Source organism: Novosphingobium jiangmenense (assembly GCF_015694345.1).
GTDB classification, from domain to species: Bacteria; Pseudomonadota; Alphaproteobacteria; order Sphingomonadales; family Sphingomonadaceae; genus Novosphingobium; species Novosphingobium jiangmenense.
Genome location: NZ_JADQDC010000001.1, coordinates 366,291 through 386,687, shown reverse-complemented (window position 1 = coordinate 386,687; position 20,397 = coordinate 366,291). Strand labels below are relative to the sequence as shown.

General features: G+C 66.5%; 17 protein-coding genes. 6 read left to right on the top strand and 11 right to left on the bottom strand.

The genetic code is table 11. The annotated features are described in order from the left end of the window. Positions 1-32: 32 nt before the first annotated feature. From I2488_RS01710 to I2488_RS01695, 4 genes are all read right to left on the bottom strand, one after another. The gene (locus tag I2488_RS01710; protein ID WP_196274076.1) at positions 33-2,240 is read right to left on the bottom strand and encodes a TonB-dependent receptor; all 2,208 of its coding nucleotides are present in this window, start codon (positions 2,238-2,240) and stop codon (positions 33-35) included. Between the two features lie 66 nt (positions 2,241-2,306). Then, the gene (locus I2488_RS01705) at positions 2,307-3,695 is read right to left on the bottom strand and encodes a TolC family protein (RefSeq protein WP_196274075.1); all 1,389 of its coding nucleotides are present in this window, start codon (positions 3,693-3,695) and stop codon (positions 2,307-2,309) included. Further along, positions 3,692-4,837: an HlyD family secretion protein gene (locus I2488_RS01700; protein ID WP_196274074.1), complete on the bottom strand. Its 1,146-nt coding sequence runs from the start codon at positions 4,835-4,837 to the stop codon at positions 3,692-3,694. Before I2488_RS01700 ends, I2488_RS01705 begins: the two co-directional genes overlap by 4 nt. A gap of 3 nt (positions 4,838-4,840) precedes the next feature. Next, positions 4,841-6,553: an ABC transporter ATP-binding protein gene (locus tag I2488_RS01695; RefSeq protein ID WP_196274073.1), complete on the bottom strand. Its 1,713-nt coding sequence runs from the start codon at positions 6,551-6,553 to the stop codon at positions 4,841-4,843. A gap of 338 nt (positions 6,554-6,891) precedes the next feature. On the opposite strand from I2488_RS01695, the gene I2488_RS01690 reads away from it, so the two are divergent. Next, positions 6,892-8,370 (top strand): phosphomannomutase, encoded by a 1,479-nt coding sequence (locus I2488_RS01690; RefSeq protein WP_246465406.1) that lies wholly within the window; start codon positions 6,892-6,894, stop codon positions 8,368-8,370. Between the two features lie 43 nt (positions 8,371-8,413). Beyond that, complete coding sequence (locus I2488_RS01685) at positions 8,414-9,277, top strand: bifunctional 5,10-methylenetetrahydrofolate dehydrogenase/5,10-methenyltetrahydrofolate cyclohydrolase (RefSeq protein WP_196274071.1); 864 nt, start codon at positions 8,414-8,416, stop codon at positions 9,275-9,277. Between the two features lie 153 nt (positions 9,278-9,430). Here the strand turns inward: I2488_RS01685 and I2488_RS01680 are convergent, their stop codons facing one another. Genes I2488_RS01680 through I2488_RS01670 form a run of 3 tightly spaced genes read right to left on the bottom strand, consistent with a single transcriptional unit; the run spans position 9,431 to position 12,450 of the window. Continuing rightward, entirely contained in the window at positions 9,431-10,951 is a 1,521-nt protein-coding gene (locus tag I2488_RS01680) for a DHA2 family efflux MFS transporter permease subunit (RefSeq protein ID WP_196274070.1), read from the bottom strand. Continuing rightward, positions 10,938-12,008, bottom strand: coding sequence for an HlyD family secretion protein (locus I2488_RS01675; protein ID WP_196274069.1), 1,071 nt, complete (start codon positions 12,006-12,008; stop codon positions 10,938-10,940). The genes I2488_RS01680 and I2488_RS01675 overlap by 14 nt, the downstream gene beginning before the upstream one ends. Next, on the bottom strand, positions 11,995-12,450 hold the full coding sequence (locus I2488_RS01670; RefSeq protein WP_196274068.1) for a MarR family winged helix-turn-helix transcriptional regulator: 456 nt from the start codon (positions 12,448-12,450) through the stop codon (positions 11,995-11,997). Before I2488_RS01670 ends, I2488_RS01675 begins: the two co-directional genes overlap by 14 nt. Before the next feature lie 52 nt (positions 12,451-12,502). Here I2488_RS01670 and I2488_RS01665 point away from each other — a divergent pair, with 52 nt between their 5' ends. Then, positions 12,503-14,086, top strand: coding sequence for an acyl-CoA dehydrogenase family protein (locus I2488_RS01665; protein WP_196274067.1), 1,584 nt, complete (start codon positions 12,503-12,505; stop codon positions 14,084-14,086). After that, complete coding sequence (locus I2488_RS01660) at positions 14,086-14,937, top strand: HTD2 family dehydratase (RefSeq protein WP_196274066.1); 852 nt, start codon at positions 14,086-14,088, stop codon at positions 14,935-14,937. The genes I2488_RS01665 and I2488_RS01660 overlap by 1 nt, the downstream gene beginning before the upstream one ends. Before the next feature lie 8 nt (positions 14,938-14,945). Here I2488_RS01660 and ribB read toward each other — a convergent pair whose 3' ends face one another. The 4 genes from ribB to I2488_RS01640 are packed head-to-tail and all read right to left on the bottom strand — an operon-like array spanning position 14,946 to position 18,926. Further along, positions 14,946-16,217, bottom strand: a complete 1,272-nt coding sequence (ribB, locus tag I2488_RS01655) for a 3,4-dihydroxy-2-butanone-4-phosphate synthase (protein WP_196274065.1) — start codon at positions 16,215-16,217, stop codon at positions 14,946-14,948. A 60-nt stretch (positions 16,218-16,277) separates the two neighbouring features. Beyond that, positions 16,278-17,171 (bottom strand): iron-containing redox enzyme family protein, encoded by an 894-nt coding sequence (locus I2488_RS01650; RefSeq protein ID WP_196274064.1) that lies wholly within the window; start codon positions 17,169-17,171, stop codon positions 16,278-16,280. A 37-nt stretch (positions 17,172-17,208) separates the two neighbouring features. Then, on the bottom strand, positions 17,209-18,564 hold the full coding sequence (locus I2488_RS01645; RefSeq protein ID WP_196274063.1) for an ABC1 kinase family protein: 1,356 nt from the start codon (positions 18,562-18,564) through the stop codon (positions 17,209-17,211). Beyond that, positions 18,561-18,926 carry a thiol-disulfide oxidoreductase DCC family protein gene (locus I2488_RS01640; protein ID WP_196274062.1) on the bottom strand — a complete coding sequence of 122 codons (366 nt, stop codon included), beginning with the start codon at positions 18,924-18,926 and terminating at the stop codon, positions 18,561-18,563. Before I2488_RS01640 ends, I2488_RS01645 begins: the two co-directional genes overlap by 4 nt. A 95-nt stretch (positions 18,927-19,021) precedes the next feature. On the opposite strand from I2488_RS01640, the gene I2488_RS01635 reads away from it, so the two are divergent. Together I2488_RS01635 and I2488_RS01630 are read left to right on the top strand one after the other, a co-directional pair. After that, entirely contained in the window at positions 19,022-19,912 is an 891-nt protein-coding gene (locus I2488_RS01635; RefSeq protein ID WP_196274061.1) for a LysR family transcriptional regulator, read from the top strand. A gap of 68 nt (positions 19,913-19,980) precedes the next feature. Beyond that, positions 19,981-20,394 carry an NAD(P)H-dependent oxidoreductase subunit E gene (locus I2488_RS01630; protein WP_196274060.1) on the top strand — a complete coding sequence of 138 codons (414 nt, stop codon included), beginning with the start codon at positions 19,981-19,983 and terminating at the stop codon, positions 20,392-20,394. The last annotated feature ends 3 nt before the right edge of the window (positions 20,395-20,397 follow it).

Below are 20,397 nucleotides of genomic sequence, written 5' to 3'. Positions count from 1 at the left end.
ACCCAGTTTACGCAGGACCCGGCGCATTCGGCTCAGATCACCCGCTTCACGCTCGCTCCCCAGGTGCGCGGGGTGCCGACGTGGTTGTAGTCGAAGCCGAAGCCCGAAAGATCGATGCGCGAAGTGAAGTAGGTCTGGTCGGTCAGGTTGCGGCCCCACAGCGATACCGTCCAGTCGCCGCGCACGTAATCGACTCCCGCGCCCAGCAGGGCATAGCCGCCCTGGCGCAGGCGCGGGACGTTGACGATCTCGAAGTATTGCGAGGAGACGTAGGAGCCATCGGCCCGCAACGACAGGCGCGCGCTGTCGCTCTCCCAAGCCGTCCAGTCAATCGCGGCATTGGCGGTGAGGGCAGGGGCGTTGGACAGGTGGTGGCCGCGCACGTCGAGGCCGCTGATTACCCCGCGCGTCGCCCGGGCATGGAGCAGGCCCAATCCGGCGTTGAGCGAAAGCGAGGGCAGGGGCCGCGCGTCCAGCTCCAGCTCCGCGCCGTAGATGCGCGAACGGTCAAGGTTGACCAGCGTCTGCGTGGCGTCTGCCGGGTTGACCGAAAGGAACTGCTGGTTGCGGTAATCGTACCAGAAGCCGGTGAGCGAGAGCGAGGCCACGCCGCCGATCCGCGTCTTGGCTCCGGCTTCGAGGGCGTCGAGGATTTCGGGCTTGGCAACCCCCGCCTCGGACGGATCGAAGAAGGCCTGCGCGTTGAACCCGCTGGCGCGATAGCCGCGGCTGTAGCTGGCAAAGAGCAACGTGCCATCGCCGAGCCTGTGATCCAGTGCGAGCTTGCCCGAAAGGTTGTCCCCTGAAAACCGCCGGTCGAGCGGCGCGATCGGCGTTGCCACGAGCACGCCACCGACGCCACGGATCTCGGAGGTCAGCCCCGCCTGCAGGCCGGTATCGTGGGTATAGCGCAAGCCACCGCGCAGCGTGGTGCCCCTGCCCAGCTTCAGCCGCGCATCGCCGAACAGCGCCCAGCTGCGCTTGTCCTGATCGAAGCGGTTGGAGATCACGCAGGCGAGCAGGCTGGCGTTGGCGGTGCAATCGTCGACGTCGACGCGGCCATTGCCGTCAACGTCGAGATCGGTCCAGAAGTTCAGGTCGGTCGCATTGAACAGGTCTTCGCGGTGATGATGCGCGCCGAGGATCAGGCTCAATGGCCCATCGCCGTCCCACGCCAGCCGCAATTCCTGCCCGAACTGGGTGCCACGATCGGTATAGGGGATTTCCAGCACCTTGCGCGGGCTGCCATCGGTGTCCTCGGGCACATAGAGGCTGCCCCGGTCCCAGCCGGTGACCGAGATCAGCGTCAGCGTGTCGGACAGCTTGAACGTGCCGGTCAGCGCGGCGGACCATGTCCGGGCAAGGCGGCGAGGGGTGAAGTTCGCCTCCAGCTCGCGCAGGCCCAGCCCTTCGCGGAAGTAACTGCTGCCTTGGCCAAAGGCTTCATAGACGCCATTGCCCACGCCATCGGGGCGGGGCCTGGAATAGTTTCCGTAGTTCTGCGGGCGCTGCAGGCTGGTCGACAGGCGCAAGATCAGCTCCGCACTGTCCGACGGTTGCCACAGCAGAGAGCCACGAATGCCGTATTCGCGGGTGGAAGAGAGGTCGGGCTGGCCGGGCAGGCGATTGCGGAACCAGCCGTCGGCCCGCGCCGCGGTAAATGCCATGCGCGCCGCCACGGTGGGCCCAAGTGCGAGGTTCAGCGCCCCTTGCGTCTCCAGCCGGTTGTAATTGCCCGCGCCCACTCTGAGATAGCCCTCGCTGGCGAAGACCGGCCGGGCCGAGACATAGTTGATCGCGCCGCCGGTGGTGTTCTTGCCATAGAGCGTGCCCTGCGGCCCGCGCAGCACTTCCACCCGCGACAGATCATAGAGCGCAAGGCCGAGGAAGGCGAAGTTGCCCTTGTAGACCTCGTCGTAATAGGCCGCCACCGGCCCCGCCTGATTGAGGCTGAAGTCCGACATCGAAACGCCGCGCAGCGCGAAGATCGGCGTGTTTTCGCCCACCGTGGCGCTGAAGCGCAGGTTGGGGATGCGCGCCGCCAGATCGTCGGCCCGCGTCAGCCGCGCCGCTTCAAGGCTGTCTCCGCCCAGCACCGACAGCGAGATCGGCACGTCTCCCGCCTTCTCGGACCGCTTCTGCGCGGTGACGACGATCTCGTCCTGCGGTTCCTCGCGAGGCGGCAGATCGGCTTCGGGAACGGAAAGCGCGGCAGCAAGGCCGGCGGCGAGAATGGACATCGAGGCTCCGGAGAGGGCGGTTGTTGCGGATCGAGCCGGGCGTGGCGATTTCCGCCACATCTGCCCCTAAAGCCCAAGTTGCTCCCGGTCTGCAAGAGCGGCAACGAGTTCGGCCTGCGAGGCGGCGTGGCGATAGTTGGCGTCGATCTCGCGGATGGTGGCGTCAGCCAGCGCTTCCTCGCGCAGGTTGACGACGAGAAAATCGCTTGCGCCCAACGAGAAACGGCGGCGTTCGGCCTCGGCCATCTTGCGGGCGAGCGCGGCTTCGGCGGTGGCGAGGCCAGCCAGCTTCTCAGCGCCGGTGACCTGCGTGCGCAAGTTGGCGATCTCCACGCCGATCTGGTCTTCCAGCAGCCGCAGGCGGAGCGAGAGCGCGTCCTGTTCGGCGGCCACTTCGGCAATCCGTCCCTTGGCGGCACGCTGTTCGAGCGGCACCGAGAAACGCAGGCCGACCATGCCCTCGGTCGGGGTGCGCACCGGCGAACCTGCGCCGATGTCCTTCGAAGCCTCCACCCGCACGTCCAGCCGGGGCTTCAGGTCGTTCTCGGCAAGCCGCGCGCGAATCCCGGTTTGTTCGATCCGCGTCAGCAGCGCCTGCAGGTCGGGCCGCGCGGCGATGGCGGCGGTCTGGTCGACCAGGCGCGGGGTCACCCCGTCCACCAGGCGTGGCGGCAGGCGATCGGCGGCGGGGACGACCGGCTGGCCAAGGCCATCGCGCAGGAACAGCGAGAGCGCATTGGCCTGCAGTTGCAGGTCCTGCTCGGCGCGCACCAGCAGTGCCTGTCGCCGCACGATGTTCTGCTGGTTCTCGGTGCCGAGGATCGCCGGCCGTGCGCCGAGCGCGATCTGGCGCTCGATCGAATCCTGCCGCTCACGCGCCAGATCGAAGATTTCGCGATAGATCTTCACGCGCAGGCCCGCCGCCACCCACAGCTGGTATGCCTCGATCGCGCGGCGCTGCACGCCGATGGCGACGAGATCGCGGTCAAGCTCGGCCAGCTCGATATCGAAGCCCGCCAGTTCGCGCCGCCCGCGCCGCTCGTCGATCACCCGGTCACGCAGCAGCGAGAACAGCATCCCCGCCTTGATCTCGCCGAACTCGTTGGTGATCGATTTGCCTTCGTAGCTGGCAAAATCGCCGAACGACTTGCGATAGCCGCCATAGACCTGCCCGCCGTTGTTCTGGAGCGGACGGTAGGCGGAAACCTCGGCGGTCGAACCGTTGTAGTAGCCCAGCGGGCGCACCGACGCCTCCGCATTGAAGACCAGATCGAACTGCCCTTCGGCGCTGAGCGCGCGGGCATCGGCCTGGCGCTGGCGCGCCATCGCCTCGAGGATCTGCGGCGCGTGCGTGGCCGAGGACTGCAGCACCTCGCGCAGGGTCAGCTCCTGCGCGCGCGCTGCGCCGCCAAGCGCGAGGAGCGCCAGGATCGCGGCGATCAGCCGTGCGATCATTTCGCGTCCTCGTCCTCGTCCTTGCCATAGCTGTCGTAGCCGGCCTTGCCCTCGCTCTTGCCCTTGGCAGCGTCCTTGTCGGACAGCGCCTTGAGGCCATTGCCCTTGCGCGGGCCGGCGTTGACCGGGGTGGGGAACTCAAGCGGGAAATCGTTGAGCTGGCGCCACAGTTCGTAGGCGATCGTCACGGTTTCCATCTGGATCCATCCGCGCACCTTGGAGCCGAGGCGGACGTAGTTGTCGTCGGGCCACTCAGGCTTGCCGGGCATGGGTTCCACCAGCACGCGGAACAGGCCGTTGGGCTGCGCCGAAGGGTCGATCGTCAGCACGCGGCCGTCGAACATGCCCTGCGCCACCGAAGGCCAGCCGCTGAACTGGATCGCGGGCCAGCCTTCGAAGTTCAGGCGCACGGCCTGTCCCTTGCGTACCAATGCGGCGTCGCGGCCATCGACCAGCAGCTCGACCACGCGCGTGCGCTTTTCGGGTACCAGCGTTGCCAACCAGTCCCCGGCGCTGACCAGGGTTGCCCCGGCGGCGGTGTTCAGCGACTGGATGCGCCCGTCATGCGGCGCGCGCACCAGCTGGGCCGACTGGCGACCAAGCGCGATGTCGACCTTGCTCAGCTTGGCGCGGGCCTCGGCGAGCTTCGCATTGAGTTCGGCCACCTTGATCTGCGTCGCTTCATAGTCGCGCCGGGCGGCAAGCCCTTCGGAATAGAGCTGCGAGGAGCGGTTCACGTCGAGCCGCGCCGTGGCCATGGCCTGTTCGGCAGCGGTGATCTGGGCCAGCACCTGCTCGCGCTCTGCGGCGAGGCGGATCAGCAGGTCCGGGTCATTGTCGATGATCCGGGCGATCGGATCGCCCTTCTTCACCTGCTGCCCATCGACCACGAACCAGCGTTCGACCCGGCCGGGGACCAGCGCGGTCACCTGCTGAACGCGGTCCTCCGGGTTCAGCGCGATGACATCGCCGCGGCCGGGAGCGGTCTGCACCCACTTCACCGCGAAGAGCAGGATCAGCAGAAGCGGGATCGTCACCGCGATCATGCGGCCAAGCGTGCGCGTGGTGCGCGGCACCTTCAGGCTGGCGAAGGTGGAAAACGCCGAAAGATCGTGTGCGTGGGGGGCGGTTCTGGCGGCCATGGCTCAGCCCTCCTTGCCGACGTAGGCGTAGTGCATGACATCGTCCACGGTCAGCCCCTCGGCCTGGACGTCGGGCCCGATCCACAGCCAGGAATCGCGCTTGAGGCCTTCCGGGCGGTTGGTGAACTGCATGATCGTGGTGCCGTGCGGGCGCAGCGCGGCGAAGACCCGGTCAAGCCGTTCGGGCGGCAGCATGTCATAGATCGGCGAGAGCATCAGCACGCGCGGCCGCGCCACCACTGCCCCTGCCAGCTTGAGCGCCATGGTCTCGCCCACGGTCAGCGGATAGCCGGAACTGGACAGCAGCGCATCGAGCCCTCCGGGCAGGACGCCGACGCGCCCCGCCAGCCCGACGAGCTCGAGCGCATCGATCTGCGCTTCGGGATGGTCCGGATCGCCGAGGCCGAGGTAATCGCGCACCGACATCTCAACGATGGTCGGCCTGTCCAGCACGATCACGTCCGAACGCAGGCGATACATGTCGAGCGAGGCAAGGTCCGCGCCGCCCACCGAGACGAAGCCCGAACGCGGCACGTCGAGCCGCTTGAGCAGTGTCGCCAGCGTGCGCTCCACGCCGGGCGCGGCCAGCACGCCGACTTGTGCGCCGCTGGGGACCGAAAAGTCGAGGTGGTGGTCGCCGTGATAGACCTGGCGCAGCCGGATCGAACCGTCGGGCGGGCAGGCGGCATCGGCCTTGGGCGCGGATTCCTGCGGGACTTCCCAGAACAGGTGCAGTTCCTCGAGGCTCGCCGAAAGCTCGTAGAAGACTTCGAGGTAGGTGCCGAGCTGGGCAACGCCGTAGAACACGCCCGAAAGGATCAGCTCGGCCGCCACCAGCTGGCCGATCGAAAGCTCGCCCTGCAGGATCAGCCAGCCGCCCATCGCCAGCAGCCCGGCGCTGGCCAGCGCATAGAGCAGCAGCAGGGCAAGGGTCTGGCCAAAGGTATAGCCAAAATGGCGGCGGTGCGCGGCGACGTAGTTGGCCGTCATCTCCTCGGACCGCTGGATCGCATAGGCCATGTGGCGGCTGGACTTGTAGACGCCGTTCGAGCCGCCGACCGTGCCGAGCCAGTGCGCCGTGGCGTGCTTGGCATGGCTCTTGGCCACGGCGCTGGCGATCGAGGCATTGGCCCAGATCCGCCAGATCACCACGACGACCAGCACCAGCACCAGGTTGAAGGCGAGGAAGAAGGGGTGGTAGAAGCTCGTCACCACCAGTCCGACAAAGCTTTGCAGGACGATGGTGAAGCCGCCGATCAGCAGGCTGGTCAGCGATTTCTGGACGATGCCCATGTCGAAGAAGCGGTTGAACAGGTCCCCGCGCCGGGCGTCGACGAAGAACGGGTTCTGGGCGTGGACCGCCCGCAGGGTGATCTCCGCCACCAGCCGGGCAAAGAAGCGCCGCTCGAACTTGGCGAGGAGGTGGACCCGGAACGCGCTGAGCACGCCCCAGACCAGCAGCAGCACGAACAGGATCGCCGCCAGCGTCAGCAGCGGGGCGGGCAGGGCGGTGTTGGCCACCGAGTTGATGAGCAACTGCACCGAGATCGGCGTGGCGAGCGACAGCAGCGAGATCGCCGCGCCGAACAGCAGCGCCAGCCGCACGAAGGCGGCATCGGGGCCCAGCACCTGCCGCGCCCAGCGAAAGAAATCGCGGAACGTCGGTACGTGGTGGTGCGCCGCGGGGGCGGTCGCATGGTCAGGGCCGGCTGCCATTTGTCTTTAGAATCCACTTCTTCGCAGTTGCAGCACAGTTGGGGATGCTTTGGTATCTTTGTGCCAACCTTGTGTGAACTTTTTTTGCTGGCCTGCAAGGTGTGCTCGGGGGCAGACGAACCGCGCAATTGCGGATAAGGGGCCGGTTTTGGACCAGCGGTCGGGAACGGAACATCGGCCTTCCGGTTCGGACAGCGTGGCAGAATTCCGATCGGCAGGATGCGTGCCGCACGTGCTCAATCGAGTGCGAACGACTGTCCCGACCGGCAAGAACGTTTGGAAAGTGGCTTTGTATGAATGACTTGGGCTCAGCTGCGGGCGTCTCTGTCGCAGAACTGATGGCGTCGAGCGGGGTGCCCTTCGGCACCAGCGGCGTGCGCGGGCTGGCCGCGGCGATGACCGACAAGCTGTGTCATGCCTATGCCACTGCCTTTCTTCAGTATTTGCGCCAGATCGGAGAATTTTCCACCGGTGACCGCGTCGCGCTCGCCGGGGACCTGCGGACAAGCACCCCGCGTATCCTCGCCGCCTGCACCACGGCGGTGCGCGATTGCGGGGGGCAGATCGTGTTCTGCGGTCTTACGCCGACGCCCGCATTGGCGTTTCACGCCATGGGCAGCGGCATCCCATCGATCATGGTCACCGGCAGCCACATCCCGGCAGACCGCAACGGCATCAAGTTCTACCGCCCCCATGGCGAAGTGCTCAAGAGCGACGAGGCGGGCATCGTCGGCCAGCGCGTCGTGATAGACCCGGCGCGCTTCGGCAATGATGACAGCCTGCTGGCGCCGGTGGCCCTGCCGGAGGTAACCCCGGTCGAGGACGAGTACATCGCCCGCTATGTCCGCCATTTCGGCGCCGATGCGCTCGCTGGCCTGACCATCGGCGTCTACCAGCACACCGCCGTGGGCCGTGACGTGCTGGTGCGCGCGATCGAGGCCCTCGGCGCCACGGCCGTGCCGTTCGGGCGCGAGACGGTGTTCGTGCCGGTCGATACCGAGGCGATTCGCGAGGAGGACATCGCCCTTGCCGCGCATTGGGCCGCCGAGAACAAGGTCGACGCGATCATCTCGACCGATGGCGATTCCGACCGTCCGCTGGTTGCGGATGCCTCGGGCACCTGGCTACGCGGCGACATCGTCGGCCTGCTCTGTGCGCGGGCGGTCGGGGCAGACGTGGCGGTGACGCCGGTCAGTTCGAACACCGTGCTGGAACTCAGCGGCGCCGTGCCCAAGGTTGTCCGCACGCGCATCGGCTCGCCCTACGTGATCCGGGCGATGATGGACGCTGCGGAAGCCGACCCCGCCGCGCGCGTCTGCGGCTATGAAGCCAATGGCGGCTTCCTGCTGGGCAGCGCCGTCGATGATATGGCGCCGCTGCCCACCCGCGATGCCCTGCTGCCGATCATTGCCGTGCTGATGAACGCGAAGCACCGTCCGCTCGCCGAAGTCGTCGCCGAACTCCCGCCGCGTTTCACTTTCTCCGACCGCGTCGCCGATTTTCCGCAAGACCACAGCGCGGCGCTGATAGCCTTCCTGAGCCACGGTCCGGAAGATGAACAGCTCGCCCGCATCGCCCGCCTCTTCGGTGAGATCGCCGGCTTCCCCACTGGCATCGACACCACCGACGGCTACCGCATGACCTTCGCCGACGGCGCGATCCTCCATTTCCGCCCCTCAGGCAACGCTCCCGAACTGCGCTGCTACAGCGAGGCGGAGACCGAGGCGAAGGCGCGCGACCTCAATGCGCGGGCGCTGGCGCACGTGCTTGCCGATGTCGTGCCCGAAGCAGTTGCGTTCCGCGCAGCTCATCGCTAATATTGTATGCAACACATACAAAATGGCGGTTGAGGAACAGACAATGGCCCAGATCATCGATGGCAAGGCGCTGGCCGCGCAAGTGCTGGCGCGTACTGCGGCGGACGTCGCCGAGATCGTCGCAGCGGGCGGCGATGCACCAGGCCTCGCCGTGATTCTCGTCGGCAACGATCCCGCCAGCGAAGTCTATGTCGGCCGCAAGATCGCGCAGTGCCGCAAGGCGGGCATCCGCTCGATCGAACATCGCCTCGCTGCCGATACTCCGCAGGAGGTCGTGCTCGGCCTGATCGACAAGCTCAACGCCGACCCGAAAATCCACGGCATCCTCGTCCAGCTTCCGCTGCCCCGGCACATCGACGCCGCGCTGGTGCTTGACCGGATCGATCCCGGCAAGGACGTCGACGGCTTCCACCCCGTAAATGTCGGACGCCTCTCCACCGGCACCGGCGGCCTCGTCCCGTGCACGCCGCTGGGCGTCATGATGCTGCTCGACAGCGTGATCGAGGACTATCGCGGGCTCAACGTCGTGGTGATCGGCAAGTCCAACATCGTCGGCAAGCCGGTCTCGATGCTCCTGCTCGAGCGCGAGGCGACGGTTACCGTCACCCATATCGAGACGAAGGACCTGCCCGACGTCGCCCGCAAGGCCGATGTCATCGTCGCCGCCGCCGGTGCCCCGCATCTTGTACGCGGATACTGGGTGAAGCCCGGTGCCGTGGTCATCGATGTCGGCATCACCCGCGTGGTTGATCACGATGGCAACACCAAGATCGTGGGCGATTGCGCCACGCACGAACTTGAACATGCCAAGGCGGTCACGCCGGTGCCGGGCGGGGTGGGGCCGATGACGATTGCCTGCCTGTTGAGCAACACGGTGACCGCGGCCAAGCGAGCCGCGGTTGCATAGAACGCAAATGAGAAAGCGCCCTTCGCACTTGCCGATAACGCTAACAGAATCGATATGGGACAGGCCTTTCAGGCATCCTCTCCCAAACTTTCCAAGGGGCTGACGCAAGTCGGCCCCATTTTTTTGGCCTGATTCCGGGGAAGCGGGAGCGCCTCAGCGCGGTGGCGCGGACTTGGGTGGCTTGACCAGCAACAGCAGCGGGATCGCCACCACGCAGGCAATCGCCATCGCGTAGAAGTCGTTGATGTAGGAAATCATCGCCGCCTGCTGGTTGACCAGCCCGTCAACCACCCGCAGCATGGTCTCGGCAGTGCCGCCATAGGCGGTGATGCGGTCAAGGTCGAACGGCACCAGCGTGCGCGTAACGTGCGCGCCGAGTTCGGCGTGGTTGACCTGGATGTTTCGCGCCAGCTCCACCGAAGCCGCCGAAATCCCGATCGACGAGCCGAGGTTGCGCATCAGGTTGCCCAGGCTCGAGGCATCGGTGCGATACTGCGGCGGCAGCGTGGCAAACGAGATCAGGTTCATCGGCATGAACGTGAACGACAGGCCCAGCCCCTGCAGCAGGCCCGCCGCAATGATCGGCCCACGCGGCATCTCCAGCGACCATCCGGTCATCAGCCACATCGAACCGCCCATCATCAGCAGGCCCACGGTCAGCAGCGCGCGCGCATCGATCCTGGCCATGAAGCGCCCGAACAGCGTGATCGAGGCCAGCATGCCGATCCCGCGCGGTGCCAGCAGCATGCCCGATTGCATCGGCGTGTAGCCGTAGATCTGCTGCAGCAGGCCCGGCAGCAGCGCCATGACCGACATCATCACGAGGCCGATCAGGAACATGAAGGCAAGGCCGACCGAGAAGTTGCGGTCGTGGAACAGCCCTGCCGGAAACAGCGGCTGCGAGGTTCCCGAAAGATGGAAGATCGCCAGCCAGCCCGCCGCGACGGCAACCACGGCGTATGTCACGATTTCTGCCGAGGCGAACCAGTCGAGCGTCAGGCCCCGGTCGAGGATCAGCTGGATCGCCGAAACCGTCAGCGCCACCAGAACCCAGCCGGTGATGTCCACGCGGCGGTGCTTGGCCGGCGTCTTGGGCAGGTAGAGCAGCAGCAGCACGAAACACAGAAGGCCGACCGGCAGGTTCACGTAGAACACCCAGCGCCAGTTGTAGTTGTCGGTCAGGAACCCGCCGATGATCGGCCCGGTGATCGGCCCGAGCATGACGCCCTGCGTATAGAGCCCCATCATCTTGGGCCGCTCTGCCGCCGTGCTCGAATCCAGGGTGATCGTCTGCGCCAGCGGTGACAGGAACGCCCCGCCAATGCCTTGAAGCACGCGGAACAGCACCATCTGCTCAAGGCTCTGCGCCACGCCGCACAGCATCGAGGCGGCGGTGAACAGCAGCACCGAAGCGAGCATCATCCGGCGGATGCCGAACGTGTCCACCAGCCATCCCGCCAGCGGCAGCGCGACCGCCGATGCCAGCACATAGCTCGTCAGTACCCAGGTGATCGTGTCCTGCGTCGCGCTCAGCGATGCCGTCATGTGCGGCAGCGCGACGTTGGCGATCGTCGTGTCGAGCGTATACATCACCATCGCCGCCATCGCGCCGACCAGCATCAGCGGCCGGTTGCGCGAGACGAGCGGTGGGCTTTCGGCGCTACTTGCCGACATGGACCGTGACGTCGGAGCTGAGCCCTGCGATCAGCGGCCGTTCCGACTTGCTGTCGATGGCGATGCGCACCGGCACGCGCTGGATCACCTTCACCCAGTTGCCGGTGGCGTTTTGTGCGGGAAGCACCGAGAATTCGGACCCCGTGCCCGCGCCGATCGATTCGACGTGGCCCTTCAGCTTCAGCCCAGGATAGGCGTCGATCTCGATCTCCGCTGGCTGTCCGGGGCGCATGTGGTTGAGGTCGGTTTCCTTGAAGTTCGCTTCCACCCGCGCGCTGCCATCGCGCACGATCGAGACCATCGGCACGCCGGGGAACACCATCTGGCCGATCTGCAGGCGCGAAACTTGCGTCACCACGCCATCGGCGGGCGCGCGCACCACGGTGCGTTCGATGTCGAGGCTTGCCTTGGCGCGGTTGGCCTGTGCGGCGGCGATGGCGGGATTGACGCCGGGAACCTGCGAGCCGGTGGCAAGCTCGGCCCGCGCCTTTTCGACATCGGCGCGGATCGAGACGATCCGGTCACGCGCCACGGCCACGGCGTGCTCTGCCGTATCCATCCGCGCGCGGGTGTTGAAACCCTTGTCCATCAGCGCCTTCTCGCGCGCAAGGTTGGCTTGGGCGAGGGCGAGGTCGTCATTGGCAGCGGCCAGATCCGCAGCCTTGGCGGCCACGTCGGCATTGAGCGCGGTGACCTTGGCCTGCGCCGTGGCGATCTGCGCGTCTGCCTGCCTGATGGTGGCGTCAAAGGTCGCCGGATCGATCGTGAAAAGCACGTCGCCAGCCTTCACGTGCTGGTTCTCGCGCACGTTGACCTTGACGATCAGCCCGCTGACCTCGCCCGCCACGGCAACGATGTCCTGCTTGATATAGGCATTGTCGGTCTCGACCGTGCCCTGGTTGCCGAACCAGTACCACAGGCCGCCGGCCACCGCCGCAATCGGGCCGAGGAACATCAGCACGGTACGCATCCGCCTCGCACGCGTCTTGCCGCCATGCTCGGCAGCGGCCTGCGCAGCAGGAGAGTTCTGGGGAGGGAAGGGGTCAGCCTCGGCCATGGATCAGGTTCGCTTCAGAAGGGGAATCATCGGAAAGGTTCATGCGCACCCGCTCCAGCAACGAGAGCAATTGCGCGTGTTCGTCATCGCTCAGGCTCGAAACCGCGTCGCTGATTGCCTGCTGCGCCAGCGGCGCCATGCGGCGGACAAGGTCCTCGCCCTTCGCGGTCAGATAGAGGCACCAGCAGCGGCGATCGGCAGGATCGTCGCGCCGTTCGACCAGCCCCATCTTCTCGAGCCTGTCGACCATGCGGCCCGCCGTGATCGGCTCGACCTCGAGCCATCCGGCCAGCGCGCCTTGGTTCGTTCCCGGCTCGCGCTGGATCGCGGCGAGCATGCGCCACTGCGGCCCGGTCACGCCAAAGTGCTGGGCACTGGCGGCAAAGCGCTTGCGGAACAGGCGTCCGACGTCAGATGACAAGAAGGCCACGTTGACTTTCATGCCTTGGCGATAATAGCAATGCTTACATTCTACAATCCGGAAAAAGAACAGGATGTTTGATCAGGAACTCGAAGCCGCGCGCGCGTATCGGTCAGTGGCTAAGGTCGCACTGGCCAGTCGGCTCGATGGTTTGCGGATCGACGACCACCAGCGCGCCGCCCATGGCTTCGCCTGGATCGCCACCAGCGTCGCCGCGCTTGAAGCCGTTGCCGATTGGGCAGGGCGGGGCGGCTGCGCGCTCGACCACTTGATCGCAAGGCTCGCCTTTGCCGAAACCATCGGCCAGCTCGTCGGTGGCCTGCCGATGGGGCAGAACGAGATTCTCCGCCCTGCGGACCTCGGCCTCGGCGAGCAGGCACGAGCGTTGGCCTCTTCCTGCGCCGGCCTGATCGACGCGGACCATGCAGGCGCCCGCGCCGAAGTCGCCTCCGCGCTCGCCGCCGGGCAATGGCCCTCCGAAAGCCTCGGAGACGCCGATCTCGACACCATCCGCGACCAGTTCCGCCGCTTCACCGATGCCGAAATCCTGCCCCACGCCCACAAGTGGCATCTCGCCAACGCCCTGATCCCGGACGAAACCGTGCGCGCCATGGCCGATCTCGGCACCTTCGGCGTCTGCATTCCCGAAGAATTCGGCGGTCTTGGCCTCGGCAAGCTGGTGATGTGTGTGGTCACCGAGGAACTCTCGCGCGGATGGATTGGTGCGGGTTCGCTCGGCACGCGGTCGGAGATCGCCGGAGAACTGATCGTTCTGGGCGGAACGGCTCAGCAGAAGGCGCAGTGGCTTCCGGCCATTGCCAGCGGGGAAGTGCTGCCCACCGCCGTCTTCACCGAACCCGATACCGGGTCCGACCTCGGCTCGCTCCAGACTCGCGCTCGCCGTGACGACACCGGCCAATGGCAGATCGATGGCGCGAAAACATGGATTACCCACGCTGCCCGGTCTGACCTGATGACCCTGCTCGCCCGGACCATTCCCGATGCAAAGGGCTACGGCGGTTTGTCGATGCTGCTCGTGCCAAAGCCGCGCGGCACTGAGGCCGATCCCTTCCCGGCGCAGGGCATGACCGGCAGCGAGATCGAAGTGCTCGGCTATCGCGGCATGCGCGAATATGCGCTGCAGTTCGATGGGATGATTGCGCCTGCCGATGCCCTGCTCGGGGGCGAGGAGGGGCAGGGCTTCAAGCAGCTCATGCGCACCTTCGAAGGCGCTCGCATCCAGACCGCTGCCCGCGCGGTCGGCGTCGCCCGTCGTGCGCTCGAACTGGGTCTCGACTACGCCCTGAACCGCAAGCAGTTCGGCAAGGCGATCGTCCACTTCCCCCGCGTGGCCGACAAGATGGCGATGAGCCTCGTCGACATGGTCATGGCCCGCGAACTGACCTACGCCGCCGCCCGCGCCAAGGATTCGGGCAAGCGCTGCGATATCGAAGCCGGCATGGCCAAGCTTCTCGCCGCGCGCGCTGCCTGGTCCAATGCCGATGCTGCGTTGCAGATCCACGGCGGCAACGGCTATGCCCTCGAATACGAAATCAGCCGCGTGCTGTGCGACGCGCGCATTCTCAACATCTTCGAAGGTGCGGCGGAGATTCAGGCGCAGGTCATCGCGCGAGGGCTGCTGGAAGGGCGCAACTGATGCCGGACTGGACCCCATGGATCGGCCGGACCGAGCATCGCACCGACCGCGCCGATGCCGCCCACGCCGCGCGCTGGCTGGCAACGCTTGATCGCGCCGCCCCCGCTGACGGAACCATGCCACAAGGCTTCCACTGGTGCCTGTGCACCCCCGACGCGCCGACCGCCGCGCTCGGGCCGGACGGCCACCCTTTGCGCGATGATAGCCCTGACAGCTTCCTGCCGCCGGTTCCCTTGCCGCGTCGGATGTGGGCTTCCAGCAAGGTTGAGTTCCTTGCGCCCATCACCATCGGCACAGCCGTCGAACGGCGCTCGTCCGTCGCGGCGATCACCGAGAAGCACGGCAGTACCGGCACGCTGGTCTTCGTCGACATCGCCCATGAAACGCTGTGCGATGGCGCGCTGGCCGTCCGCGAAGTGCAAAGCGTGGTCTATCGCGACGCCGCGCCGTCAGGCTCCCCTCCGGTGCCACCGCCAGCGGGGGAAGGCGTGTTCGACCCCGCCCCGTGGACCGCGCACCGCGTTATCGTGCCGGATGAACCCCTGCTGTTCCGCTATTCCGCGCTGACCTTCAACAGCCACCGCATTCACTACGACCTGCCCTATGCCACTGGAACCGAGGGCTATCGCGGCCTCGTCGTCCACGGCCCGCTCACGGCGACGCTCCTGCTCGATCTGGCGCAGACAGAACTCGGCGACAACGCGCTGAAAAGCTTTGCCTTCCGAGGTCTCTCGCCCGCGATCTGCGCAGAGCCGCTGCACCTCGTCCTGCGCGGGGAAGGGCAGGCGCTGGAACTCGCCGCCTTCGCTGCAGACGGGCGTCAGGTCATGGCGGCCAGCGCCACGACCTGAGCTTCGCTTCAGGCCGGAATCGCCCGCTCGCCGACGATGTTCAGGCCATAGCCTTCGAGCGCCACGAGGTTGTGGTGCGAATTGGTCAGCAGCACCATGTCATGGATGCCGAGGTCGGCCAGGATCTGTGCGCCGATGCCATAGCTGCGCAGTTCCATGTCGTGTCCGGCGGTGCCGCCCACTTCACGGATCAGCTGCTCGGGATCGGTCGGCATCAGCAGTACGATCACGCCTGATCCCGCCTCGCCGATCTCGGTCATGGCGCGCTGCAGGATGCGCTTGCGCGGACCGGGCTGGCCCAGCACGTCGGACAGGACCGAGATGGAGTGCATGCGCACCAGCGTCGGCTTGTCGGCCTGGATCTGGCCCTTCTGCAGCACGAGATGCACCGATCCGTCGACCTTGTTGCGATAGGTCTTGATCGTGAACTCGCCGCCGTAGTCGGTATGGAACGGCGCCTGGTTGAGGCACTCGACAAGGTGGTCGTGGCGGCGGCGATAGGCGATGAGGTCGCGGATCGTGCCGATCTTCAGGCCATGCTTGCGCGCGAAGGGGATCAGGTCGTTGAGGCGGGCCATCGTCCCGTCGTCGTTCATGATCTCGCAGATCACGCCCGAAGGGTTGAGCCCGGCCAGGCGCGGCAGGTCAACCGCCGCCTCGGTGTGCCCGGCGCGCACCAGCACGCCGCCATCGCGGGCGATCAGCGGGAAGACGTGGCCCGGCGTGACGATGTCGTCCTTGGTCTTCGTGGCATCGACCGCCACGGCCACGGTGCGCGCACGGTCAGCCGCCGAAATCCCGGTGTCCACACCTTCGCGCGCCTCGATCGAGACGGTGAACGCGGTACCGTGACGCGTGCCGTTGTGGCGGCTCATCAGTTCGAGACCGAGCTTGTTGGCCCGTTCCGAAGTCAGGCACAGGCAGATCAGCCCGCGTCCGTGGGTCGCCATGAAGTTGATCGATTCAGGCGTCGCCATCTGCGCGGGGATCACCAGATCGCCCTCGTTCTCGCGGTCCTCGTCGTCGACAAGGATGACCATGCGGCCATTGCGCACGTCGGCAATGATTTCCTCGACCGAGGCCAGCGCGAACTCCTCGTCGTCGCTGTCGTCCATCGCGCGTTCCAGTTTGGTCAGCGTGTCGGCGGTGGGGTTCCAGTCCGGCGAGAGCGCATCGCGCAGAGTGTTCGGATGCAGACCGGCCGCGCGGGCAAGCGCCGCCCGCGAAATGACCCGGTCCTCGATGAGCTTGCGCGCACGCGCCACAATGTCCTGTGCCATGAGTCGCGTGTGTCACATCATGATGACGAAGGTCAACCAGAATCACATCGCGATGTGCGTTTATCCCCAAAGGATCGCACGGTAACGTGCAAAACACCGTTCGCCGCACATCAATCGCATCAGTGCTCCTTCGGCCATCGCCGTCGCGCGACGCGGGTCTTCCGCCACCAGCGGGCGCAGCGCCTCGCGGTTCCAGTCTTCGCTATGCTTCACGTCAAGCACGGCGTGAAGATCGAAATAGCGCCGCTCGCGATCCGAAAGGCCGATCCGCCGCAGCCCCTTGGCCACCATCGCCGAACGCCCCGGCGCGGTCAGCTCGATCACACCCAGCGCGCCCACCGAATGCCACGCGAAACCGCGATTGGTCGCCATGCCGGTCATGGCATTGGCCAGCGCCAGACTTTCCCACACGGTGTGCTCGATGGTCGGCTCCACGCCCAGCGTCTGCGCCAGATCGTTCAGCATCGGGCCGTGCATGCCCCGCACATTGCCGCGCCCCATCTCGTCCCAGTAGTTGCGGGCGAGTTCCAGCTTGGCACTGACCGGCAGCTTGACCTGCGTATAGGCGACGAGATCGTCGAACCCCGCTTCGCCGGCGGCTTCCTGCTCGAAGAACCAGCGCAGCTGCACCTCGTTGGCGCTTTCGGCGAGCCACGGAAACAGCGGGTCGCCCTGGCCGGGGCCGGTCTCCTTCAGGTCCTCGAACCATGCGACGAAGCCATCGACGTCGGCCGGCGCCTCGCGCGCACGGTCTATCACTTCTGCGCGAAGCTCCTCGAGAAACGATGTCTCGAGGTAGCGCATCTGCGCTTCGTGTTCGAAGTGCTGCGGCCAGTCATCGGCCGGAAACTGGGGGCTGAGCCGCTCGCGGTTCCAGTGCGCCAGCGATTGCTGGAGTGTGTCGTTCCGGAACTGGGGCGCGGCGGTGCTTCGCTGTTCGATATCTATCTGCATGAAAGGCCAACGGAATTTACGCCAGCCTGTTCCGTGCCTAAGCCAATGCGCGATGAAGCGTTGGCTGCACCGGTTCGTTCTCGCCAATCGCCTTGGCGACCATCTCGCGCAGCGGCAACTGCGCCTTCATCCGGATCGCGAGCAGCGCCGTGCCGCTGACCTTGCGCTGCACGAACAGCGTATCGACCGGCGGGATGTGCCACGAAGCCCGGTCCGCCGCCACCTTCTCCGCCTCGGCCCGGACGCGATCGACGAACGAGCGGTCGGAAAAATCGAACAGGCCGGGCTTGCCAAGGTGGCCGATCAGAATGTCGAGCATCCGGTCAAACGCTGCGCCGTGGCGGGCAAGCTGCTGCTCGGACACGAAACCCACCTCGACCAGCGCCGCCCGCAAGGCATCGCTATCCTCGGCAAGGCCCGCCTGCATCATCCGCCGGTAGGCCGCGGTGGTTTCTGCCGGAACCTCGCGCGCGGCACCGAAATCGAGCAGCACCAGCTTGCCCGTCTCCGGCTGCCAGCGGAAATTGGCGAAGTTGGGATCGGTCTGCATGAACCCGAACGCGAACAGCTCGCGCAGCACCAGCCCGAGCAGCGCCTGCATCGCCTTGTTTCGCACTTCGATGTGCGAAGTCAGCAGGGTCTCGATCGGGCGTGCTTCGATGAAGTCCATCGCCAGCACGTGCCTGCCCGAAAGCGGGGCATGATGCCGGGGGACCAGAAAGGCCTCCTCGCCCGCCAGCATCTCGCCATAGCGCTGCATCATCTCCGCCTCGCGCAGATAGTCCGACTCCTCGTGAAGCTGCCGTTTCGCCTCGGCCAGCAGGAGCGAGATGTCGAGGCCCTGCGGCAGCAGCCCCGAGACGCGCAGCAACGTCGCCACATTGTCGACATCGGCATCGATGCTGGCGGCGATGCCGGGGTATTGCACCTTGATCGCCAGCACGCGCCCATCGGGCAGGACCGCCTTGTGGACCTGCCCGATCGAGGCTGCGGCAATCGGCTGCGCGCCGAAGTGGCGGAATTTCGAGCGCCAGCCTGCGCCCCACTCTGCCGCCAGCACACGCTCGAGCTGGGCAGGAGGCATGTAATGTGCCGAATCCCGCAGGCGCGCGAGAATCTCGGTCAATTCGCGCGGCAGCACGTCACCCGCATCGAGAGAGATCATCTGCCCGAGCTTCATCGCCGCGCCGCGCAGGCGCGAAAGCTGGTCGGCCACGCGCATGGCATTGCCGGGGGTCAGCAGCAGGTCGGACAGCTTCGGCGCTTCGCCCCGCGCCAGCCTGCGCGCGCCCTCGGCCAGCACGCCCCCGGCAACCCCGCCGGCCAGCTGGCCGAACGCGGCAAGGCGCGAAAGCCGCGCCGAAGGTACCTTGCGATAACGCGATCCGCTCATTTCATCAGCCTTTGCAATCGGGGACGGATCAGCAGAAACGCGCGATAACCGCGTTCCAGCACCAGCTCGACCGGGCGCACGCGCGCCAGCAGGCCAAGCCAGCGCAAGGCCGGGATCGCGCGCCACATCGCTGCGAACGCTGCCGCCCCAGACAGGATCCGCCCGTCCTCCTCAACGTGAAACCGCGCCAGTGCCGCATCGCGGTCAATCGGGCACGGGGTGGCGGGATCGGCAATGTCGACAAAGGCAATGGCCTTGCCGCGATCCAGCTGCCGCATCGTCGCAATCTCGCGCGAACACAGCGGGCAGGCACCATCGTACCATACCGTCAGGTTCCGCCGTGGCTGCGTGGCATCGTCCATCCCGTCCCTATGGGCCTGTCGCAGCCTTCACGAGACCTGCCATTTGGGGAAGCAGGATGCTTGATAGGCCGCTCCTATCAAACTACCGTCCCGCCATGCACCCGCGTCAGCTTCGCTATTTCGTCACCATCGCCCGGCTGCGGCATTTCGCCAATGCCGCGCAGGAGTGCGGCGTTTCGCAGCCGACGCTGTCCGCCGGACTGTCGGCGCTGGAACGCGAGGTGGGCCACCGCCTGATCGAGCGTGACCGGCGCTTCGTCGGCCTGACCGCGCATGGCGAGGCGATGCTGCCTTGGGCCGAGCAGATCCTCGGCGCGGTGGCCGGCATGACCAGCTCGGTCGCGGCCAGCTCGGCCTCGATCACCGGCCAGTTTGCGCTGGCGGCCATTCCGGCGGCGCTGCCGCTTGCCGGGCAGTTCGGTGATGCCTTGCTGGCGCGCCATCCCGGTCTGGGCCTCGCCGTCCGCTCGGCCACTTCGCGCGAGATCGAGCGGGCGCTCAACAACTTCGAGTGCGATGCCGGCCTGACCTATCTCGATCACGAAACGCCGGCGAACGTCCTGTCGGTGCCGCTCCATGCCGAACGCTACCTGTTTGTTACCCGGGCGGATGGCCCCTTGGGCGGACTGACCGAGATCGGCTGGGAAGCAGCCTCGGCGCAACCGCTGTGCCTCTTGCATCAGGGCATGCAGTTCCGCCGCATCCTCGATGCGCGGATGCTGGAACGCGGCCTTGCCATCACCCCGCGCGCCGTGGCCGACAGCTACGTCACCTTGCTCGATCTCGTCCGCTCGGGCGGTTTCTGCACGATCGTGCCCGATACGTACGCCAGCCTGCTCGCAGGCCTTGCCTGGGCGCGCTGTGCCGTGCTCGACGATGGCGACACGCCGCGCCGCATCGGTCTGGTCGTGGTCAATCGCGTGCCATTGAGCCCGATGGCCAGCACGGCGCTGGCCGTGGCGCGCAGACTTGCCGGAGTTTCATAGAGAAGTCCTATCAGGCTTCGATTTTTTCGATTTGACCCGATGTGTCTTTCCGACAAGATCGCCGCACCATGGAACGATTGCCCCAGATCATCGCCGCACACGCGGGGCGCGAAGGCCCGCTGCTGCCGATCCTGCATGATGTGCAGGCCGAATATGGCCACGTCTCGGAAGAGGCGATCCGCATGATCGCGCAGGCGCTGAACCTCAGCCGCGCCGAAGTGCAGGGCGTCGCCAGCTTCTACCATGATTTCCAGGCCGAAGTCGATCCGCGCCCCGTGCTCAAGCTGTGCCGGGCCGAGGCCTGCCAGGCGCGCGGCGTCGAGGCTCTGGCGGCGGCCTTGCCGGAGAACGGGCGCGTGAAGGTCGAGACCGTCTATTGCCTCGGCCTCTGTTCGGTCGGTCCCAACGCAATGGTTGGCAGCAAGGTCCACGCACGGCTCGATGCGGCCAAGCTGGGCGCGCTGGTGGAGGCGCTCGCATGACCG